The organism is Burkholderia sp. HI4860, from assembly GCF_002223045.2.
Classification (GTDB): Bacteria; Pseudomonadota; Gammaproteobacteria; order Burkholderiales; family Burkholderiaceae; genus Burkholderia.
The window spans coordinates 2,279,199-2,295,312 of the sequence record NZ_NKFO02000001.1; the positions used below are offsets into that span (position 1 = coordinate 2,279,199).

Annotated in this window: 13 protein-coding genes; 5 read left to right on the top strand and 8 right to left on the bottom strand. The window is 68.9% G+C overall.

The features are described from left to right. Positions 1–30 precede the first annotated feature (30 nt). From CFB34_RS10185 to CFB34_RS10205, 5 genes are read right to left on the bottom strand one after another with little or no spacing between them, the layout of a single operon-like run. On the bottom strand, positions 31–858 hold the full coding sequence (locus tag CFB34_RS10185; RefSeq protein ID WP_089442605.1) for an ABC transporter ATP-binding protein: 828 nt from the start codon (positions 856–858) through the stop codon (positions 31–33). Continuing rightward, positions 852–1,958: an ABC transporter permease subunit gene (locus tag CFB34_RS10190; RefSeq protein ID WP_089442754.1), complete on the bottom strand. Its 1,107-nt coding sequence runs from the start codon at positions 1,956–1,958 to the stop codon at positions 852–854. Before CFB34_RS10190 ends, CFB34_RS10185 begins: the two co-directional genes overlap by 7 nt. 4 nt (positions 1,959–1,962) lie before the next feature. Then, positions 1,963–3,003 (bottom strand): ABC transporter substrate-binding protein, encoded by a 1,041-nt coding sequence (locus CFB34_RS10195; RefSeq protein WP_089442604.1) that lies wholly within the window; start codon positions 3,001–3,003, stop codon positions 1,963–1,965. A 32-nt stretch (positions 3,004–3,035) separates the two neighbouring features. Then, positions 3,036–3,875: a class II aldolase/adducin family protein gene (locus CFB34_RS10200; RefSeq protein WP_089442603.1), complete on the bottom strand. Its 840-nt coding sequence runs from the start codon at positions 3,873–3,875 to the stop codon at positions 3,036–3,038. A 33-nt stretch (positions 3,876–3,908) separates the two neighbouring features. Beyond that, positions 3,909–4,994 (bottom strand): LLM class flavin-dependent oxidoreductase, encoded by a 1,086-nt coding sequence (locus CFB34_RS10205; RefSeq protein ID WP_089442602.1) that lies wholly within the window; start codon positions 4,992–4,994, stop codon positions 3,909–3,911. Positions 4,995–5,300: 306 nt separating this feature from the next. Between CFB34_RS10205 and CFB34_RS10210 the strand changes: the two genes are divergently transcribed. Then, entirely contained in the window at positions 5,301–6,653 is a 1,353-nt protein-coding gene (locus CFB34_RS10210) for an acyl-CoA dehydrogenase family protein (protein WP_089442601.1), read from the top strand. Positions 6,654–6,744: 91 nt separating this feature from the next. Here the strand turns inward: CFB34_RS10210 and CFB34_RS10215 are convergent, their stop codons facing one another. Next, on the bottom strand, positions 6,745–7,719 hold the full coding sequence (locus CFB34_RS10215; RefSeq protein WP_179243729.1) for a LysR family transcriptional regulator: 975 nt from the start codon (positions 7,717–7,719) through the stop codon (positions 6,745–6,747). A gap of 17 nt (positions 7,720–7,736) precedes the next feature. Between CFB34_RS10215 and CFB34_RS10220 the strand changes: the two genes are divergently transcribed. Continuing rightward, on the top strand, positions 7,737–8,303 hold the full coding sequence (locus tag CFB34_RS10220; RefSeq protein ID WP_089442600.1) for a cysteine dioxygenase: 567 nt from the start codon (positions 7,737–7,739) through the stop codon (positions 8,301–8,303). A gap of 116 nt (positions 8,304–8,419) precedes the next feature. Then, the gene (locus tag CFB34_RS10225) at positions 8,420–10,048 is read left to right on the top strand and encodes a rhodanese-related sulfurtransferase (RefSeq protein WP_089442752.1); all 1,629 of its coding nucleotides are present in this window, start codon (positions 8,420–8,422) and stop codon (positions 10,046–10,048) included. Between the two features lie 57 nt (positions 10,049–10,105). On the opposite strand, the gene CFB34_RS10230 is transcribed toward CFB34_RS10225, so the two are convergent. Beyond that, positions 10,106–11,248: a glycerophosphodiester phosphodiesterase gene (locus CFB34_RS10230; RefSeq protein WP_089442599.1), complete on the bottom strand. Its 1,143-nt coding sequence runs from the start codon at positions 11,246–11,248 to the stop codon at positions 10,106–10,108. A gap of 375 nt (positions 11,249–11,623) precedes the next feature. Here CFB34_RS10230 and CFB34_RS10235 point away from each other — a divergent pair, with 375 nt between their 5' ends. Continuing rightward, positions 11,624–12,688, top strand: a complete 1,065-nt coding sequence (locus CFB34_RS10235; RefSeq protein ID WP_089442598.1) for a phytoene/squalene synthase family protein — start codon at positions 11,624–11,626, stop codon at positions 12,686–12,688. Between the two features lie 490 nt (positions 12,689–13,178). After that, the gene (locus CFB34_RS10240; RefSeq protein WP_089442597.1) at positions 13,179–14,393 is read left to right on the top strand and encodes a porin; all 1,215 of its coding nucleotides are present in this window, start codon (positions 13,179–13,181) and stop codon (positions 14,391–14,393) included. A 224-nt stretch (positions 14,394–14,617) separates the two neighbouring features. Here CFB34_RS10240 and CFB34_RS10245 read toward each other — a convergent pair whose 3' ends face one another. Then, positions 14,618–16,114 (bottom strand): efflux transporter outer membrane subunit, encoded by a 1,497-nt coding sequence (locus CFB34_RS10245; RefSeq protein WP_089442596.1) that lies wholly within the window; start codon positions 16,112–16,114, stop codon positions 14,618–14,620.

The window sequence follows — 16,114 nt, forward strand, 5'->3', positions numbered from 1 at the left end:
GGCAACCCTTCGTCGAACGGCGCCGTGCATCTACCAGCTCGCATCGAGCCCGAGGTGCCGCAGCGCGTCGTGGCGCAATTCGGCGAGGCGCGGGTCGCCGCGATGGCGCGGGTAGGGCAGGTCGACGTGCAACTCGGCGACGATCCGTGCGGGGCGCGGCCCGAACACGATCACGCGCTGCGCGAGGAACAGCGCTTCCTCGACATCGTGCGTGACGAGCATCGCGGAGAAGCCGTCGCGTTGCCACAGAGCGGTGAGCTCGGCCTGCATCGTGAGCCGCGTGAGCGAATCGAGCTTGCCGAGCGGCTCATCGAGAATCAGCAGGCGCGGATCGTTGACGAGCGCGCGTGCCAGCGCGACCCGCTGCGCCATCCCGCCGGACAACTGATGCGGAAACACGTTCGAGAATTCCTGCAGCCCGACGCGCGCGAGCGCATCGTCGACACGATGCTGCGACGCACGCGCCACGCCGCGCGCCTCGAGGCCGAGTGCGACGTTCGCGCGCACACGCCGCCACGGGTACAGCGTCGGGTCCTGGAACACGACGATGCGCGACGGATCGGGGCGTTCGATCGGCACGCCGTCCTGTGCGATCGTGCCTTGCCGCGCGGTGTCGAGACCCGCGACGAGGCGCAGCAGCGTCGATTTTCCGCAGCCGCTCGGGCCGAGCAGCGCGACGAATTCGCCGGCCGCGACCGACAGCGTGACGTCGTCGAGCACCGGCAGCGCGCCGCCGGGGCCGTCGAATGCATGGCTCACCCGGCGGATGTCGATGCGCGCGCCGCGCGGCGCGGTGACGGCGGGCGCAGCGGCAACGGACGATGCAACGGACGATTCGAGTACGGCGGCGCTCACCATTTGACGGTTCCTTTCTGCCAGGCGAGCACGCGGTCGCGCACCGCGAACAGCAGCGCGATCAGCCCGGAAAACAGCAGCGCCATCACGATCAGCGCCGCATACATGTTCACGTACGATGCCCAGCCCTGCGCCCAGCTCAGGTACCAGCCGAGCCCCGACTTGACGCCCATCATCTCGGCGACGACCAGCACCGTGAACGATGCGCTCAGCCCCATGAAGATGCCGACGAACACGTGCGGCAGCGCGGCCGGAATCGCGACGCGCAGCACGAGGAAGCGCGCGTTCGCGCCGAGCGTGCGCGCGACGTCGTAATACTGCTTGTTGACGCTCGCGACGCCCGACCACGTGAGCACCGCGACCGGGAAGCCGGTTGCGAGCGCGATCAGGAACGCGGCCGCCGAATAGCTCGACGGGAAGAAGTAGAACGTGAGCGGTAGCAGCGCGGTGGCCGGCACGGGGCCGAGCACGCGCAGCACCGGATGCACCCAGTAGCCGATCCGGCGCGACCAGCCGATCGACACGCCGACCGCGAAACCGACCGCGACGCCGTACGCAAAGCCGAGCGCGAGCAGCTTCAGCGTGTTGCCGGCGCTGCCCAGCAGGCGCGGCCAGTCGTCGACGTAGACCTCGATCAGCGCCTGCGGCGGCGCGAAGAACGGCGTGGGCAGCCAGCCGGTTTTCGCGGTGACGATTTCCCACACGGCGAGCACGAGCGGCAGCGCGACGAGCCACGGGCCGGCCGGGCGCACGCGCGCGAGCCGCGTGCGCGACGCGGGAACGAGATGGCCGAGCGTTGCGGCGACGAGCAACAACGCGGCGATCGTCCACGCGCCGACGGCGAATTCGCCGGTGTACGCCCAGTCACTGAAACCGACGACGCGGTTCGGCCACAGTTGCGTGAGGGCACCGAGCACGCCCCATGCGAGCGCGGCGGCGATGCCGGTGGGCCAGGTGCGCGCGCGGCGGGCTTCGGCGGCTAACGTCGCTTCGCAGGCGATGCACGCGACGCCGGACGCGGGTGCGGGCACGGATGCGGCGACACTGCCGCCGGAAGCGGCGGACGCGGTGCGTGCGGCGGGCGCGTGTTCGATCGTCGACATCGCTTCACCCCAGCACGTTCGCATAGACCTGCTGCGCGAAGCGCTGCGGGTCGGTGCTCTTCTTCAGCACGCTGATGCGGCGGAAGTCGTCCGCGTAGAACGCGATTTCCTGCTGCAGGTCGACGTTGGTCGGGTGGTGATTGTAGGTGAGCGTCGCGTAGAGCTTGCGCAGGTCATCGGGGTTGATCTTCGGCGAATACTTCGCGAACACCTTCGCGGCTTCGTTCGGGTTGTCGTGCGTGAACTCGGTGGCCTGCACGATCGAGCGCGCAAGCGCGGCGGCCGACGGCCGGTCGTTGCGCACGAGGTCGCCGCGCGCGCCGATCACGCAGCACACCTTGCGCGCGTATTCGCCGGACAGGTTCGTCGCCAGTTCGGTGTACGCACCGTTGCTGCGCTTTTCGAGCAGATAGAGGTTCGGGTCGCCGTCGGCGATCGCGTGGATCTCGCCCTTGTCGACCGCCACGCCGAGCAGGTCGGCCGGATACTGCCGCCACGTGATGTCGCGCTCGGGATCGATGCCGTTCTTCGCGAGCAGGATCGAGAAGAAATGCTTGCCGGGCGCGGCCAGATCGCTGACGCCGACCGTCTTGCCCTTCAGCGCCTGCAGCGTCGTCACGCCGGCCGCCTTCGCGCCGACGAGCCGCACGCAGCCGCCGTGCGAGCTGCCGATGATCTTCACGTCGAAGCCGGCTTCGAGCGGCTTCAGCCAGCGGTGGATCATCCCGACCGCCGCATCGGCCTTGCCGGTCGCGATCGATTCGAGCAACTGGTCGGTCGAGCCGCTGTAGTTGATCAGATCGACCTTCAGGCCGTTCTTCTCGAAGAAGCCGCGCTCCTGCGCGACGACGATCGGCGTCAGGCAGAACGCGTTCTGGTTCCACGCGAACGTGAGCTTCTTCAGCGGCGGCGCGGACCAGGCCTTGCGGCCCAGCGTGATCGCGGGCGCGGCGAGCGCGACGGCGCCGGCGGCACGCAGCAGCTTGCGGCGCTTGTCGTCGTGCGCGTCGGCGGGCACGGGTGCGGGTGCGGTGGTTCGGGTCATGTGGTCTGGTCTCCGGTCGTGCGGAAAGGCGCTCAGTCGAGCAGGTCGGGTTCGTCGGCGACGACGCGCGCGAACAGGCTGTCGAAGGCGTGCAGCGCGCCGTCGGGGCCGCCGATCTGGCCGTGCGTGTGGCGCGCGGTCGCGTGATCGATCGGTTGCGGCGTGCCGGCCGCCTCGGCCAGCAACTGCGTGTGCGCGGCGTTGTCGAGCGCGATGTACCACCACGCCGCAGCCTCGACCGTCGGGCCGGCGCTCAGGATCCCGTGGTTCTTCAGGATCGCGCCCTTGTGCGTGGTGCCGTCCGGCTTCGCGAGCGCCGCCGCGATCCGTGCGCCTTCGCTCGTGTCGACGACCATCCCCGTGAAGTCGTCGAACAGCGCGTGGTCTTCGTAGAACACGCAGGCATCCTGCGTGAGCGGATCGAGCAGGCGGCCGAGCGTCGACCACGCCTTGCCGTACGTCGAGTGCGTATGCGCGGCGGCGACGATGTGCGGATGCGCTTCGTGGATCGCCGCATGGATCGCGAACGCGGCCTTGTTCAGTGGCCGCGTGCCGATCGCGGTTTCACCGCGTGCGTTGACGAGCAGCAGGTCGGACACCTTGATCTGCGAGAAATGCACGCCGAGCGGATTCACCCAGAAGTGGTCGGGCAGCTCGGGGTCGCGTGCGGTGATGTGGCCGGCGAGCCCCTGTGAGAAGCCGAAGCGGGCGAACAGGCGGAATGCGCCCGCGAGCCGTTCCTGACGGTGACGGCGCTCGGCGGCGACGTCGATGCGCGGTGCCGGCGGATCGAACCAGAAATGCTGGCGTGGCGCTTCGGCGAGTTCGAGACCCGATGTCGTACGGATAGGCGAGGCAAGGACGGCGGACATGATGGCGGATGGCTCCAGTAGGCTCCGTTGGGCTCAGGCCGCGCGGCGTGCCGCGTCGCGGGCGGCGACGGCGCTGCGCACGCGCGGAATCAGTTCGCGGCCGTAGTCGATCGCGTCTTCCAGCGGATCGAAGCCGCGGATCAGGAACGTCGTGACGCCGAGGTCGTAGTAGTCGAGCAGCGCGTCGGCGACCTGTTCGGGCGTGCCGACGAGCGCCGTCGAATTCGAGCGTGCGCCGGTGAGCTTCGCGATCTCGGTCCACAGCCGCTTGTCGACGCGTGAGCCGCGTTCGGCCGCGGCGAGCAGGCGGCGCGCGCCTTCGCTCTGCTGCGGGCCGCCTGCGCCGAGGCCGGCCGCTTCGCGCAGCCGGCGCGTTTCGTCGAGGATGCGATGCGCGCGCGCCCAGGCTTCGTCCTCGGTCGCGGCGAGGATCGGGCGGAACGACACGGAGAAGCGCACCTGGCGGCCATGCTTCGCGGCTTCGGCGCGCACGCGCGTCGTCAGGTCGCGCACCTGGTCGAGCGATTCGCCCCACAGCGCGTAGACGTCCGCGTGCTTGCCGGCCACTTCGAGCGCCGCTTCCGATGCGCCGCCGAAATAGATCGGCACATGCGGCTGCTGGAACGGTTTCACTTCCGAAAAGCCCTGTTTGAACCGGTAGTGCGCACCGTCGTGATCGAACGGCTGCGCTTCGGTCCAGATTCGTCGGAGGATGCCGAGGTATTCGTCGGTGCGCGCATAGCGCGCGTCGTGGTCGAGGAAGTCGCCGTCGCGCTGCTGTTCGCTGTCCGAGCCGCCGGAGATGAAGTGCACGGCGAGCCGGCCGCGGCTGAACTGGTCGAGCGTCGCGATCTGCCGCGCGGCGAGCGTCGGCGCGGTGAAACCCGGGCGATGCGCGAGCATGAAGTGAATGCGCTCGGTCGCGGCCGCGGCGAACGCGATCGTCAGCGTCGCCGACGGGCCGGTCGAGTGGTGCGGCACGAGGATCCGGTCGAAGCCGGCCGTCTCGTGGGCGCGTGCAAAGTCGCGCACGTAATCGGGATCGACGACGGGGCCGGACGCCGGATGGATTTCCGACTGCTTCTGGCTCTGGATCATGCCGATGAATTCGACGCTCATCTGGGTCTCCGGTGCAGGGACGTCCCGGCGCACGGCCGGGCAGGAATGGAGCGCAGGTTAACGCCGGGATCATGCGAAACGGAAATAATCAATCCCGAATTGAATATCAGATTTGCATGGTTTGGGCGAAGGTGCGCTGCGCATACGCTGTGGGCTCACGAAAGATCGGGCGCGCGGGCGCCAGCGAATCCGGCGCCGCGCGTGACGGATCGCCGACTTCATGAGAAACCGCGCCGCGTGGCGATCGATTGCCGCGATTGCCGCCTGTCCGTATTACTTTGCGTATTGCCCAGGGAATCCGTCTCGATGTCCGCCAGCCTTGCCGCTTCCTCGCCAGCGCCGCAGCCGCGTTCGCTGCGCCTCCTGTCCACCGACGATGCCGACGCCGACGACGCTCGCGTCGCCGCGCTGCTCGACCGCCTCGCGCCGGAGCTGGCCGCCGACGCGGCCCGCAACGACGCTGACGGCCGCTTTCCGCACGAGAACTTCGCGCGGCTGCATCGCGCGGGGCTGATCGCCCAGGTCGTGCCGCGCGAGCATGGCGGCGCCGGTGCGACGCTCGCGCAGGCGAGCCGGATCGTGGCCGCCGTCGCGAGCGCCGACCCGGCGACCGCGCTGGTGCTGACGATGACGTACCTGCAGCATCGCGCGCTCGGCCGCGCCGACAACCGCTGGCCGGCGCAGGTTCGGCGGGCGGTATTCGACAGCGCGGTCACCGAAGGAGCGCTGATCAACGCGCTGCGCGTCGAGCCCGCGCTCGGTTCGCCGTCGCGCGGCGGCCTGCCGGAAACCATTGCACGGCGCGACGGCGACGGCTGGCGGTTGTCCGGCCACAAGCTGTACAGCACCGGGATTCCGGCGCTGCGCTGGCTGGCCGTGTGGGCGCGCACCGACGAGCCGGTGCCGCGAGTCGGCGTGTTTCTCGTGCCGCGCGACCGCGACGCGGACGGCGATCGCATCCGCGTGATCGAAAGCTGGAATCACCTCGGCCTGCGTGCGTCAGGCAGCCATGAAGTCGTGTTCGACGACGTGCGGCTGCCGGCCGATCACGCGGTCGACGTACGCGCACCGGACGCATGGGCCGTGTCGGCGACGACCCATGCGGATGCCGACGCGCAGGCCGACCAGCAGGCATGGATGGTCGCGCTGCTCGGCAGCCTGTACGACGCGGTGGCGCGTGCGTCGCGCGACTGGCTGGTCGGCTTCGCGACGACGCGTGCGCCGAGCGGGCTGGGCGCGCCGCTGGCGACGCTGCCGCGCGTGCAGGAAGCGGTCGGCGAAATCGAGGGCTGGCTGCATGCGAACCGTGTGCTGCTCGACGATCACGTCGCGCGCACCGACGCGGGCCACGCACCGGCGGTCACGACGAGCGGCCTCGTCAAGCGGACCGTGACCGAGCATGCGATCCGCGTGGTCGAGCAGGCGTTGAAGCTGTCGGGCAATCACGGGCTGAGCCGCGCCAATCCGCTCGAACGCCACTATCGCGACGTGCTGTGCAGCCGCGTGCATACGCCGCAGGACGATGCGATCGCGGTGGCGGCGGGGCGCGCGGCGCTCGACGCGGCGAGCCGCAGCGAGACGAAGCGCGCAGCGAACGGCGAGACGGAGACGCGCGGGGCGTCGGTCAACGAGACCGAACGCGGCCGCAACGATGCGTGACGGGAGCCGGGCGGGCGCGGTCGCCAATCGGGCGGCGCGTTTCCGACGATTGCGACGATTGCGACGATTCCGACGCCGCCCGGTGGTCCGGTCAGGCCGCCTTGCCGTGCGCCTGCTCCGGCAACGCGAACGCGGTGCACGCATGCGCGGCAACGGCGGCGAGCGGCGCGTCGAAGCGTGCCGCATCGTGCCGGCGCAGCAGCCACAGATCGATCTGCGGCTTGAAATCGGCGAGCGGCACGATGTCGAGCGCATCGCGCAGCGGGCTGCCTTCGACGAGCGGCAGCGGCATCAGCCCGATGCCGAAGCCGTTTGCGACGCTCTGCAGCTGCAGGTCGCGGCCGTAGGTATCGAGCGTGACCGGCATCGGCAGGCGCTGCGCGTCGAGCGCGCGCCGCAAGCCCGCACGAAAACCGCAGCCGTCCGGGTTGAGCACCCAGCCACGCGCGTGGCAATCGGCGAGCCGGTAGCTGCGGCGCGGCCAGTCACCCTTGCGGCCGACCGCGACGAGCCGCGTAGCCAGCAGCCGTTCGCCTTCGACCTGCGCCGGCAGCACCATTTCGCGTGCGAGGAACACGAGCGCCGCATCGAGTTCGCGCCGGGCGACGCGCTCGACGAGCATGCCGCCCCAGGCGGTCGTGACCTGCGTCGCGAGCGCGGGCCATTGCGCGGCGAGTTCGGCGATCAGCGCGGGCAGCATCAGCTCGCCGAGGCCCTGCGTGAGGCCGATCCGGAATTCGCCGGCAGGCGGCTGCTCGCCGGCCGTCAGCTCGCGCAGCGCATCGACTTCGCGCAGGATCGCGCGACACTGCTCGAACACCCGCCGGCCGATGTCGGTCGGACGCGGCGGCTTGGTGTTGCGATCGAGCAGGGTCACGCCGAGCGCTTCCTCGAGATTCTGGACGCGCCGCGTGATCGCGGGCTGCGTCATCCCGAGCTCGGCCGCGGCCTGGCTCAGGGTCTGGCAGCGGACGACCGCTGCAAAAGCGTCGATATCGCTAATTTTCATGTTTGTTCTGCATGGTCTTTCAGGTGCATCATGACGATCCATCATATTCGGCATCATATTCGAGGAGTCAGCCGATGAGTACGCTTTCGTTGCATGAGACGCCGCTGCGGCCGTTCGTCGACGGTCTGGGCGCACTGCTCGCGTCCGGCGCGAACGAGGCGCGCATCCTCGACGAGGGCGGTGCGCTGCTCGCCGCGCTCGTCGAACACGACGACTGGTTGCCCGACGCATTCGCGCAGCCCGACCCGGTGCGCTATCGGCAGTACTTGCTGCATCTCGACCCGGACGAGCGGTTCTCGGTCGTCAGCTTCGTGTGGGGGCCCGGCCAGACGACGCCGATCCACAACCACACGGTGTGGGGGCTGATCGGGATGCTGCGCGGCGGCGAGTTCTCGCAGCCGTACCGGTTCGACGCGGCGGGCACGCCGGTGCCGGCCGGCGACGCCGTACGGCTGCAGCCGGGCGAAATCGAGGCCGTGTCGCCGCGCATCGGCGACGTCCATCGCGTGACCAACGCGTTCGACGATCAGGTATCGATCAGCATCCACGTGTACGGCGCGAACATCGGCAAGGTCGAGCGCGCGGTGTTCCTGGACGACGGTACCGTGAAGCCGTTCGTGTCGGGTTATTCGAATGCCTGATGCCTGATGCAACGCCCGCACGCGCGGCCGGTTGCCGGCACGCGCCGGCCGGCCCGAGATTCAACCGTTCCGCTTTCTTCCCCGACTTCAACGCATTCAATCAACACAGAGACACCGTGACGCAATCCGCCGACTCCACCTCCCGCTTTCCCGTCGCGTCGTACCAGGACGTGCGCGCCCGCCTGCTGGCCCGCGACGAGATCGCGCTGATCGACGTACGCGAGGAAGATCCGTACGCGCAGGGCCACCCGCTGTGGGCCGCCAACTTTCCGCTGTCGAAACTCGAACTCGATGCGTGGACGCGGATTCCGCGCCGCGATACGCCGATCGTCGTGTTCGGCGAAGCGGGCGGCGAGGATCTCGCGCCGCGCGCGGCCGCCACGCTCGCGCAACTCGGCTACACCGATGTGCGGTTGCTCGACGGCGGCCTCGCGGGCTGGCTCGCCGCGGGCGGCGAACTGTTCATCGACGTGAACGTGCCGAGCAAGTCGTTCGGCGAATGGGTCGAGGCCGAGCGGCATACGCCGTCGCTGTCCGCGCAGGAGGTGCAGGCGCTGATCGATGCGAAAGCCGATGTCGTGATCGTCGACGCGCGCCGTTTCGACGAATACCAGACGATGAACATCCCGACGTCGACGAGCGTGCCGGGCGCGGAACTCGTGCTGCGCGTGCGCGCGCTCGCGCCGAACCCGGCGACGCAGGTGATCGTCAACTGCGCGGGCCGCACGCGCAGCATCATCGGCACGCAGTCGCTCGTCAACGCGGGGCTGCCGAATCCGGTCGCCGCGCTGCGCAACGGCACGATCGGCTGGACGCTCGCGGGCCAGACGCTCGAACGCGGCGCCGCGCGACGCTTTCCGGACGACATGGACGCGACGCAGCGCGCCGACGCACGCCGGGCGGCGCGCGCGGTGGCCGAACGCGCGGGCGTGCCGCGTATCGCGCTCGCGGACGTCGCCGCGCTCGACGTGCCGGGCCGCACGCTGTACCGCTTCGACGTGCGCACGCCGGAGGAATACGAAGCCGGCCATCTGCCGGGCTTCCTGAGCACGCCGGGCGGCCAGCTCGTGCAGGAGACCGACCATCACGCGGCCGTGCGCGGCGCGCGGATCGTGCTCGCCGACGACGACGGCGTGCGCGCCGACATGACCGCGTCGTGGCTTGCACAGATGGGCTGGGACGTGCGGGTGGTCGAACCGGAGGACGGTACGGCGAAGTTCGACGAGCGCGGCCAGCCGCCGCGCGACGTGCCGGCGACCCCGAGCGTGACGGACATCTCGGCCGCGACGCTCGCAGGCTGGCTGAAGGAGGCCGCGCCCGGCGAACTGGCGATCGTCGACGTGACGGCCAGCGCGAACTACGTGAAGCGGCATATCCCGGGTGCGTGGTTCGCCGTGCGTGCACAGCTGCGCGACGCGCTCGCGGCGATTCCGCCCGCGAAGCGCTACGTGTTCACGTGCGGGTCGAGCCTGCTGGCGCGGTTCGCGGCGGACGACGCCCGCGCGCTGCTGCCAGCTTCGGCCGACATCTCGGTGCTCACCGGCGGCACGGCCGCATGGATCGACGCCGGGCTGCCGCTCGAAAGCGGCGAGACGCATCTGGCCTCACCGCGCGTCGACCGCTACCGCCGCCCGTACGAAGGCACCGACAACGCGGCGGCCGCGATGCAGGCGTATCTCGACTGGGAGTACGGACTGGTCGATCAATTGAAGCGGGACGGCACGCACCACTTCAACGTGATCTGACCGATACGGTGCAACCGGGCGCGTCGCGACGTGCGTCGCGCCCGGTCAGCGCGCCTGTCAGCGCTTGAACGTATCGACCGCCGTGCGGCCGACGGCCGGATCGTCGGTGAAGAAGCCGTCGATGCCCGCGCGCAGGTACGCCTGGATCTCGCGCACCGAGCCGGCCGTGTTGCGCGTGGCCGGCGTGCCGTCATCCTTCAGCGATGCGGGCAGGAAGTTGTTCTCCGGGCGGAACGTGTACGGATGCACGACGAGGCCGGCCTCGTGCGCGTAGCGCACGTACGGCGTCGGCTGCTGCAGCGTGCCGTCCGCGGCGACCGCGATGATCGACGTCTTGTACGGGCCGACGCCGTTCGCGTAGGTCGCGATCTCGCGCATGCCGTCGCGCGTCGACAGGTCGCCGTAGGTGCGCTTGTCGTTCGCCTTCACGAAGTCGTACGGGCGCTGGCCGGCTTCGTCCATCAGCTGCACGAGCTTCCAGTTCGGCTGGCTCGACTTGATCCGGTTGCGGATCGTCTTCAGGTTCGCGACTTCGAACGACTGGATGTAGACGGTCGCCGTGCGCGCCGTGTACGTGTCCTTCAGCAGCGCATCGACGAGACGGTCCTCGAGCGGCAGGCCGATCGACTGGAAGTAGGTCGGATGCTTGGTTTCCGGATACAGGTGGATCGTGCGGCCGGTTTGCGCGGACAGCTGCTTCGCGAGCGCGACGATCTCGTCGAAGGTCGGGATCTCGAACTGGTCGTTGTACGCGGTATTCGCGGGGCGCACTTGCGGAATGCGCTCGCGGGCGCGCAGCGTCTTCAGCTCGGCGAGCGTGAAATCCTCGGTGAACCAGCCCGTCAGCTCCGCGCCGTCGATCGTCTTGGTCGCCTTGCGGCTCGCGAACTGCGGCAGCGTCGACACGTTCGTCGTGCCGGAGATCTCGTTCTCGTGGCGTGCGACGAGCACGCCGTCGCGGGTCGACACGAGATCGGGCTCGATCACGTCCGCGCCGTCCTCAACCGCCTTGCGGTACGACGCGAGCGTATGTTCGGGGCGCAGCGCGCTCGCACCGCGATGGCCGACCACCTGGACCTTCGCGGAAATCGGCTGGGTGGGATCGGACGCGACGTCGTCGCCGCCGCACGCGGCGAGCAGGAACGCGGCGGCACAGGCGAACGGGACGTAGCGCAGGGAGGTCGGGCGCTTGAAGAGCATGGCGATGAACCTTCGAAACGAGAGTCGGAAAGGGGCGATCGATCCGGCGCTGCGGCTGTCGTGGCGTGTCGCACGGAGTCGAATGGGACGCGATCGTCGCACCGAATAATTACATATGTATTACTTGTTCCTTTCCGTTCTCTATTTTCAGGGTGCGATGCCTGCGGCGGGGCGACGGATTGCAGTCGGGTGTGTGGCGCATTCCGGCCGTCTCGGGCAGGCCGGCCGCCGGATGCACTAAACTTGCGGGAATTTTGCATCGCCGCGCCGGGGCCGACGCCCGCCTGACGCGACGATGCGGCGACTCGCGGGCCGGCGCGGGCGCCCGGCGCCCGTGTGCGTCCGGGGCCCGCGCCGGCCGATTTTTCCCGACCCATGACCACTCGAACCGATTCCGCTTTCCTGCTCGGCGACCTGCTGAAGAACGTTTCCCGCTCCTTCTACCTGACGCTGCGCGTGCTGCCCGACGGCATGCGCGACCCGGTCGGCCTCGCGTACCTGCTCGCGCGCGCGGCCGACACGATTGCCGACACGGCGCTCGTCGCACCGCATCGCCGGGCCGCGTTGCTGACCGACCTGCGCGACGAGGTCGAGCGGCTCGGCGATGGCGTCTCGCTGTCGCGCGCGCTCGAGGACGTGACGCGGATGCAGACCGATTCGCACGAGCACGTGCTGCTCGGCTCGATCGAGCCGATGCTCGCGCTGCTGCGCACGCAGCCGGACGCCGACCGCGCGTCGATCCGCAAGGTCGTCGCGACGCTGACGGCGGGGATGGTATTCGACCTGCGCACGTTCCCGGACGAGCAGTCGGGGCGCGTCGTATCGCTGCCGACGCGCGGCGAACTCGACCGCTACACGTATCTCGTGGCCGGCTGCGTGGGCGAGTTCTGGACCGACATGACGGGCATGCACACGCGGGCCGCGCGCGGCTGGAACCTGCCGGACATGTGCGAGAAGGGCATCCGTTTCGGCAAGGCGCTGCAGATGACCAACATCCTGCGCGACTGCGGGAAGGACCTGCGCATCGGCCGGTGTTACTTGCCGGACGACGTGCTGGGTGCGCATGGGCTCGGCGTCGTCGACCTGATGGCGCCCGACGCGTCGGCGCGCGCGCGCGGCGTGCTCGTCGACCTGCTGCGCGTGACGCTCGACCAGTATCGCGACGCGTGCCTGTATACGCTCGCGATCCCGCGCCGCTTCGTGCGGCTGCGGCTCGCGTGCCTGTGGCCGATCATGATCGGCCTCGAAACACTCGAGTTGCTGGCCGGCAACGATGCGTGGCTCGATCCGGCGAAGCCGGCCAAGGTGCCGAGAAAGCGCGTCTACCGGATCATGGCGTCGTCGCTCGCGCTGGTCGGCTCGAACGCCGCGATTCGCGCGCGCCTGACCGCGCTCGCCGATGCCGTGAGCGCGCATCTCGCGCAACCGGCCGCGCGCTGATTCGCACTGAACGATGCCGGCGCGACAGATGCCGGCATCGCCCCTCGGCCCGCGTTCGCCGGGCCATCACCGTCCGTCTCTTCGCGCCTCGACTAAAAACGTTTTCATTATTTCGTGTCGCGAAACGTGGGTGTCATGAACGTCAGCGATCCTTCGCGGCGGCGTGAATCGTGATGTCAGTCACGGTCGCGCTTTTGTAAGACGTATTTTGCCGAAGGCATCTGACGACATCCGACGGTCGCGTTGCACCCGTAAAAATGTAAAGCTAGGGTTTTCACCGGGAAATGCCGGGAAGGCCCGCCGCGTAAGCGTTTTCAGGTGTTATGTAACCGCTTGGTGAACCCGTGCGTTGCGTCGATCATACGATGACCGACTGCGCGTGTTGGGAAATAATCGGTAATCCGTCAGAATCCCGTCGGCATGTACTCGCACATGTGTCAGTCATAAAACCACACCAGAAAAGAAATCATTCTTTGAGGACGGAGAATCAATGAAAAAGCGCGTCGCTTTCGCCATGACGGCAGTGGGCCTTGCAGCCGCTACCGCCGCCCACGCCCAGAGCAGCGTGACCCTGTACGGTATCGTCGACAACGGTCTGGCTTGGCAGAACAACTCGTCGGCCGTCGGTGCGACCACGGGTGGTCACTCGAAGGTGCAAATGTCCACCGGCGTGTGGGCAGGCAGCCGCTTCGGCCTGAAGGGCAGCGAAGATCTCGGCGGCGGCACGAAGGCGATTTTCCAGTTGGAAGCCGGCGTCAACACGGCTAACGGCTCGTCGCAGTGGACCAACGGCATCTTCACGCGTCAGGCGTGGGTTGGCCTGACCAACAGCACGTACGGTACGCTGACGGCCGGCCGCCAGTACACCGCGTACTACACGCTGCTGTCGCCGTACAGCCCGACGACCTGGCTGACCGGCTACTACGGCGCACACCCGGGCGATATCGACTCGCTGGATACGAGCTACCGTGCGAACAACTCGCTCGTCTACATGTCGCCGAAGTTCTACGGCTTCACGGTCGGCGGTTCGTACTCGTTCGGCGGCGTCGCAGGCGCGACGAACCGCGGCTCGACGTGGAGCGCGGCGATCCAGTACCTGAACGGCCCGGCAGGCATCGCGGTCGGCTACCAGAAGGTCAACAACGCGACGCTCGGCGGCGGCGTGTGGGGCGCGAACTCGACGGTCCAGAACGGCCTGACGGCATCGGGCGACGGCAACCAGCCGGCAGTTTCGTCGATCAACAACGGCTATGCCACGGCGCAATCGCAACAGCGTATCGCCGTGACGGCGGGCTACCAGTTCACGCCGGCATGGGACATCTCGGCATCGTACTCGAACGTCCAGTACACGCCGGGCACGGGTTCGGCGTTCCGCAACACGGCCATCTTCAACACGGCAGGCGCCGTGCTGCACTGGAAGGCAGCCGCTCAGTGGGACTTCGCAGCGGGCTATTCGTACACGGCGGCAACGCAGTCGAACGGCATCACCAGCTCGGCCAAGTACCACCAGGTCACGCTGTCGCAGTACTACAGCCTGTCGAAGCGCACGGGCCTGTACGCAGTTGAGGCTTACCAGCATTCGAGCGGCAACACGCTGAACGGCGGCAAGATCATCGCTGCAACGACGTCCATCGGCGACGGCGTGGGCGCAGGTTCGAAGCAGAACCAGATCGGCGTCGGCGTCGGCCTGATCCACCGCTTCTAAATGTCGCGCGGCGCGCGAGCGCCGCTCACGACATGCGGTTGAAGAACCGGCCTTCGGGCCGGTTTTTTGTTTGTGGTACGTATTGTGCGTATTCCGGTGCCGTCGCCGGCCGGCATCGACCGGATGCGAACGGCGACGAAAGCCGCGCCTGACAAGCGCACCGCTCATGCGGTGCCCGGCGTGCAGACGGCAGGATCCGGCCCGTGCCAATGTCGTCCAGCCGATCACTCCGCCGTGTCTTCCGTCCAGCTTCCCGCCAGTGCCAGAAACAACGCCGCCGTATCGGCGAGCCGGTCGGCTTGCGCGCGGGTACGATCGAGCGCCGTCTGCAGTGTCTGCCGCTGCGCGTCGAGCAGGTCGAACGTGCTGATTCCGCCCGCCGCGTAACGGTCGCCGGCAATCCGGTTGCCGGCCGCCGCTTCCTGCGCGGCGGTGTCTCTCGCCTGCAATGTCGCCGCGTCGTGCTCGACCGCGCGCATGGCGTCGGCTACCTGCTGGAGCGCCTCGAGCACGGTTTCGCGGTAGCTCGCGAACGCCGCTTCGTACGCCGCTTCGGCCGCACGTTTCTTCGCGCGCAGTTCGCCGCCGTGAAAGAGCGGTTGCGTCAGCCCGAGGCCGACATTCCACACATTGAGCCCGCTCACGAGATCCGCGATGCGCGTGCGCTCCGAGCCGATTCCCGCCGAAATCGACAAGCGCGGATACAGGTTCGCGGTGGCCACGCCGACGTTCGCGCTCGCCTGGTGCAGCATGGCTTCGGCCGCGCGGATGTCGGGGCGTTCGCGTGCGAGCGTCGACGGCAGCGCGATGGGCAGCGTGCGCGGTAGCGCGAGCGCATCGAGGGTGAGGTCGGGCAGCACGGCATCGGACGGCGCCACGCCGAGCAGGATCGCGAGCCGGTGGCCGGCCTGCGCGAGGCGGGCCTCGAGCGCTGGCAGCGACGCCTGCGTCTGTGCGAGCAGTGCGCGCTGCGCGTGCACGTCGGCCTGCGAAACGCCGCCTGCCGCAAAACGCGCTTCGACGATGCGCAACTGCCGCGTTTGCGCATCGATCAGTTGCCGCGTGAGCGCAACCTGCTGCGCGAGCGACGCGCGCAGGATCGCGGTCGCGACGACGTTGCCCGCGAGCGTCAGGCGTGCCGCGTCGAGCGTGTACGACTGGTAGTCGACTTGCGCGCGCAGCGCTTCGAGCGTACGCCGGTTGCCGCCGAACACATCGAGTACGTACGACACGCTGACCGACGCGTCATACAGCGTGAACGGCCCCGGGCTCGGCACGTTGGCGGGCAGGCCGAACGCGGTCGTATCGACTTGCTCGCGCGTGGCCGACAGGCTCGCATCGACTTTCGGCAGCATCGTTGCGCCGGCTTCGGCCGCATGGTTCTGCCGCGCTTCGTCGAGTCGCGCACGGGCCTCGGCAAGCGTCGGGCTGTTGTGCCACGCGGTATCGACGAGCCGGTTCAGCGGTTCGGAGCCGAACTGCGTCCACCAGTGCCGCGGCGTATGCGTGGCCGGTGCGAATGTCTGCGCGTCGCCGTTCGGGCCGGCGGTGAAGGCCGTCGTCGCGGGCGGCTCGCCGCGCGTGTAGTGCTGCGTGGCGGGCGCATCCGGCGCGTGGAAATCCGGCCCGACAGCGCATCCCGCGACGAGCAGCGCGGCAGCCAGCGCACAGCTGCGAGCAGCAGGTTCAACGTGGAAGGGGCGACACGAAGCCGGTTTCAT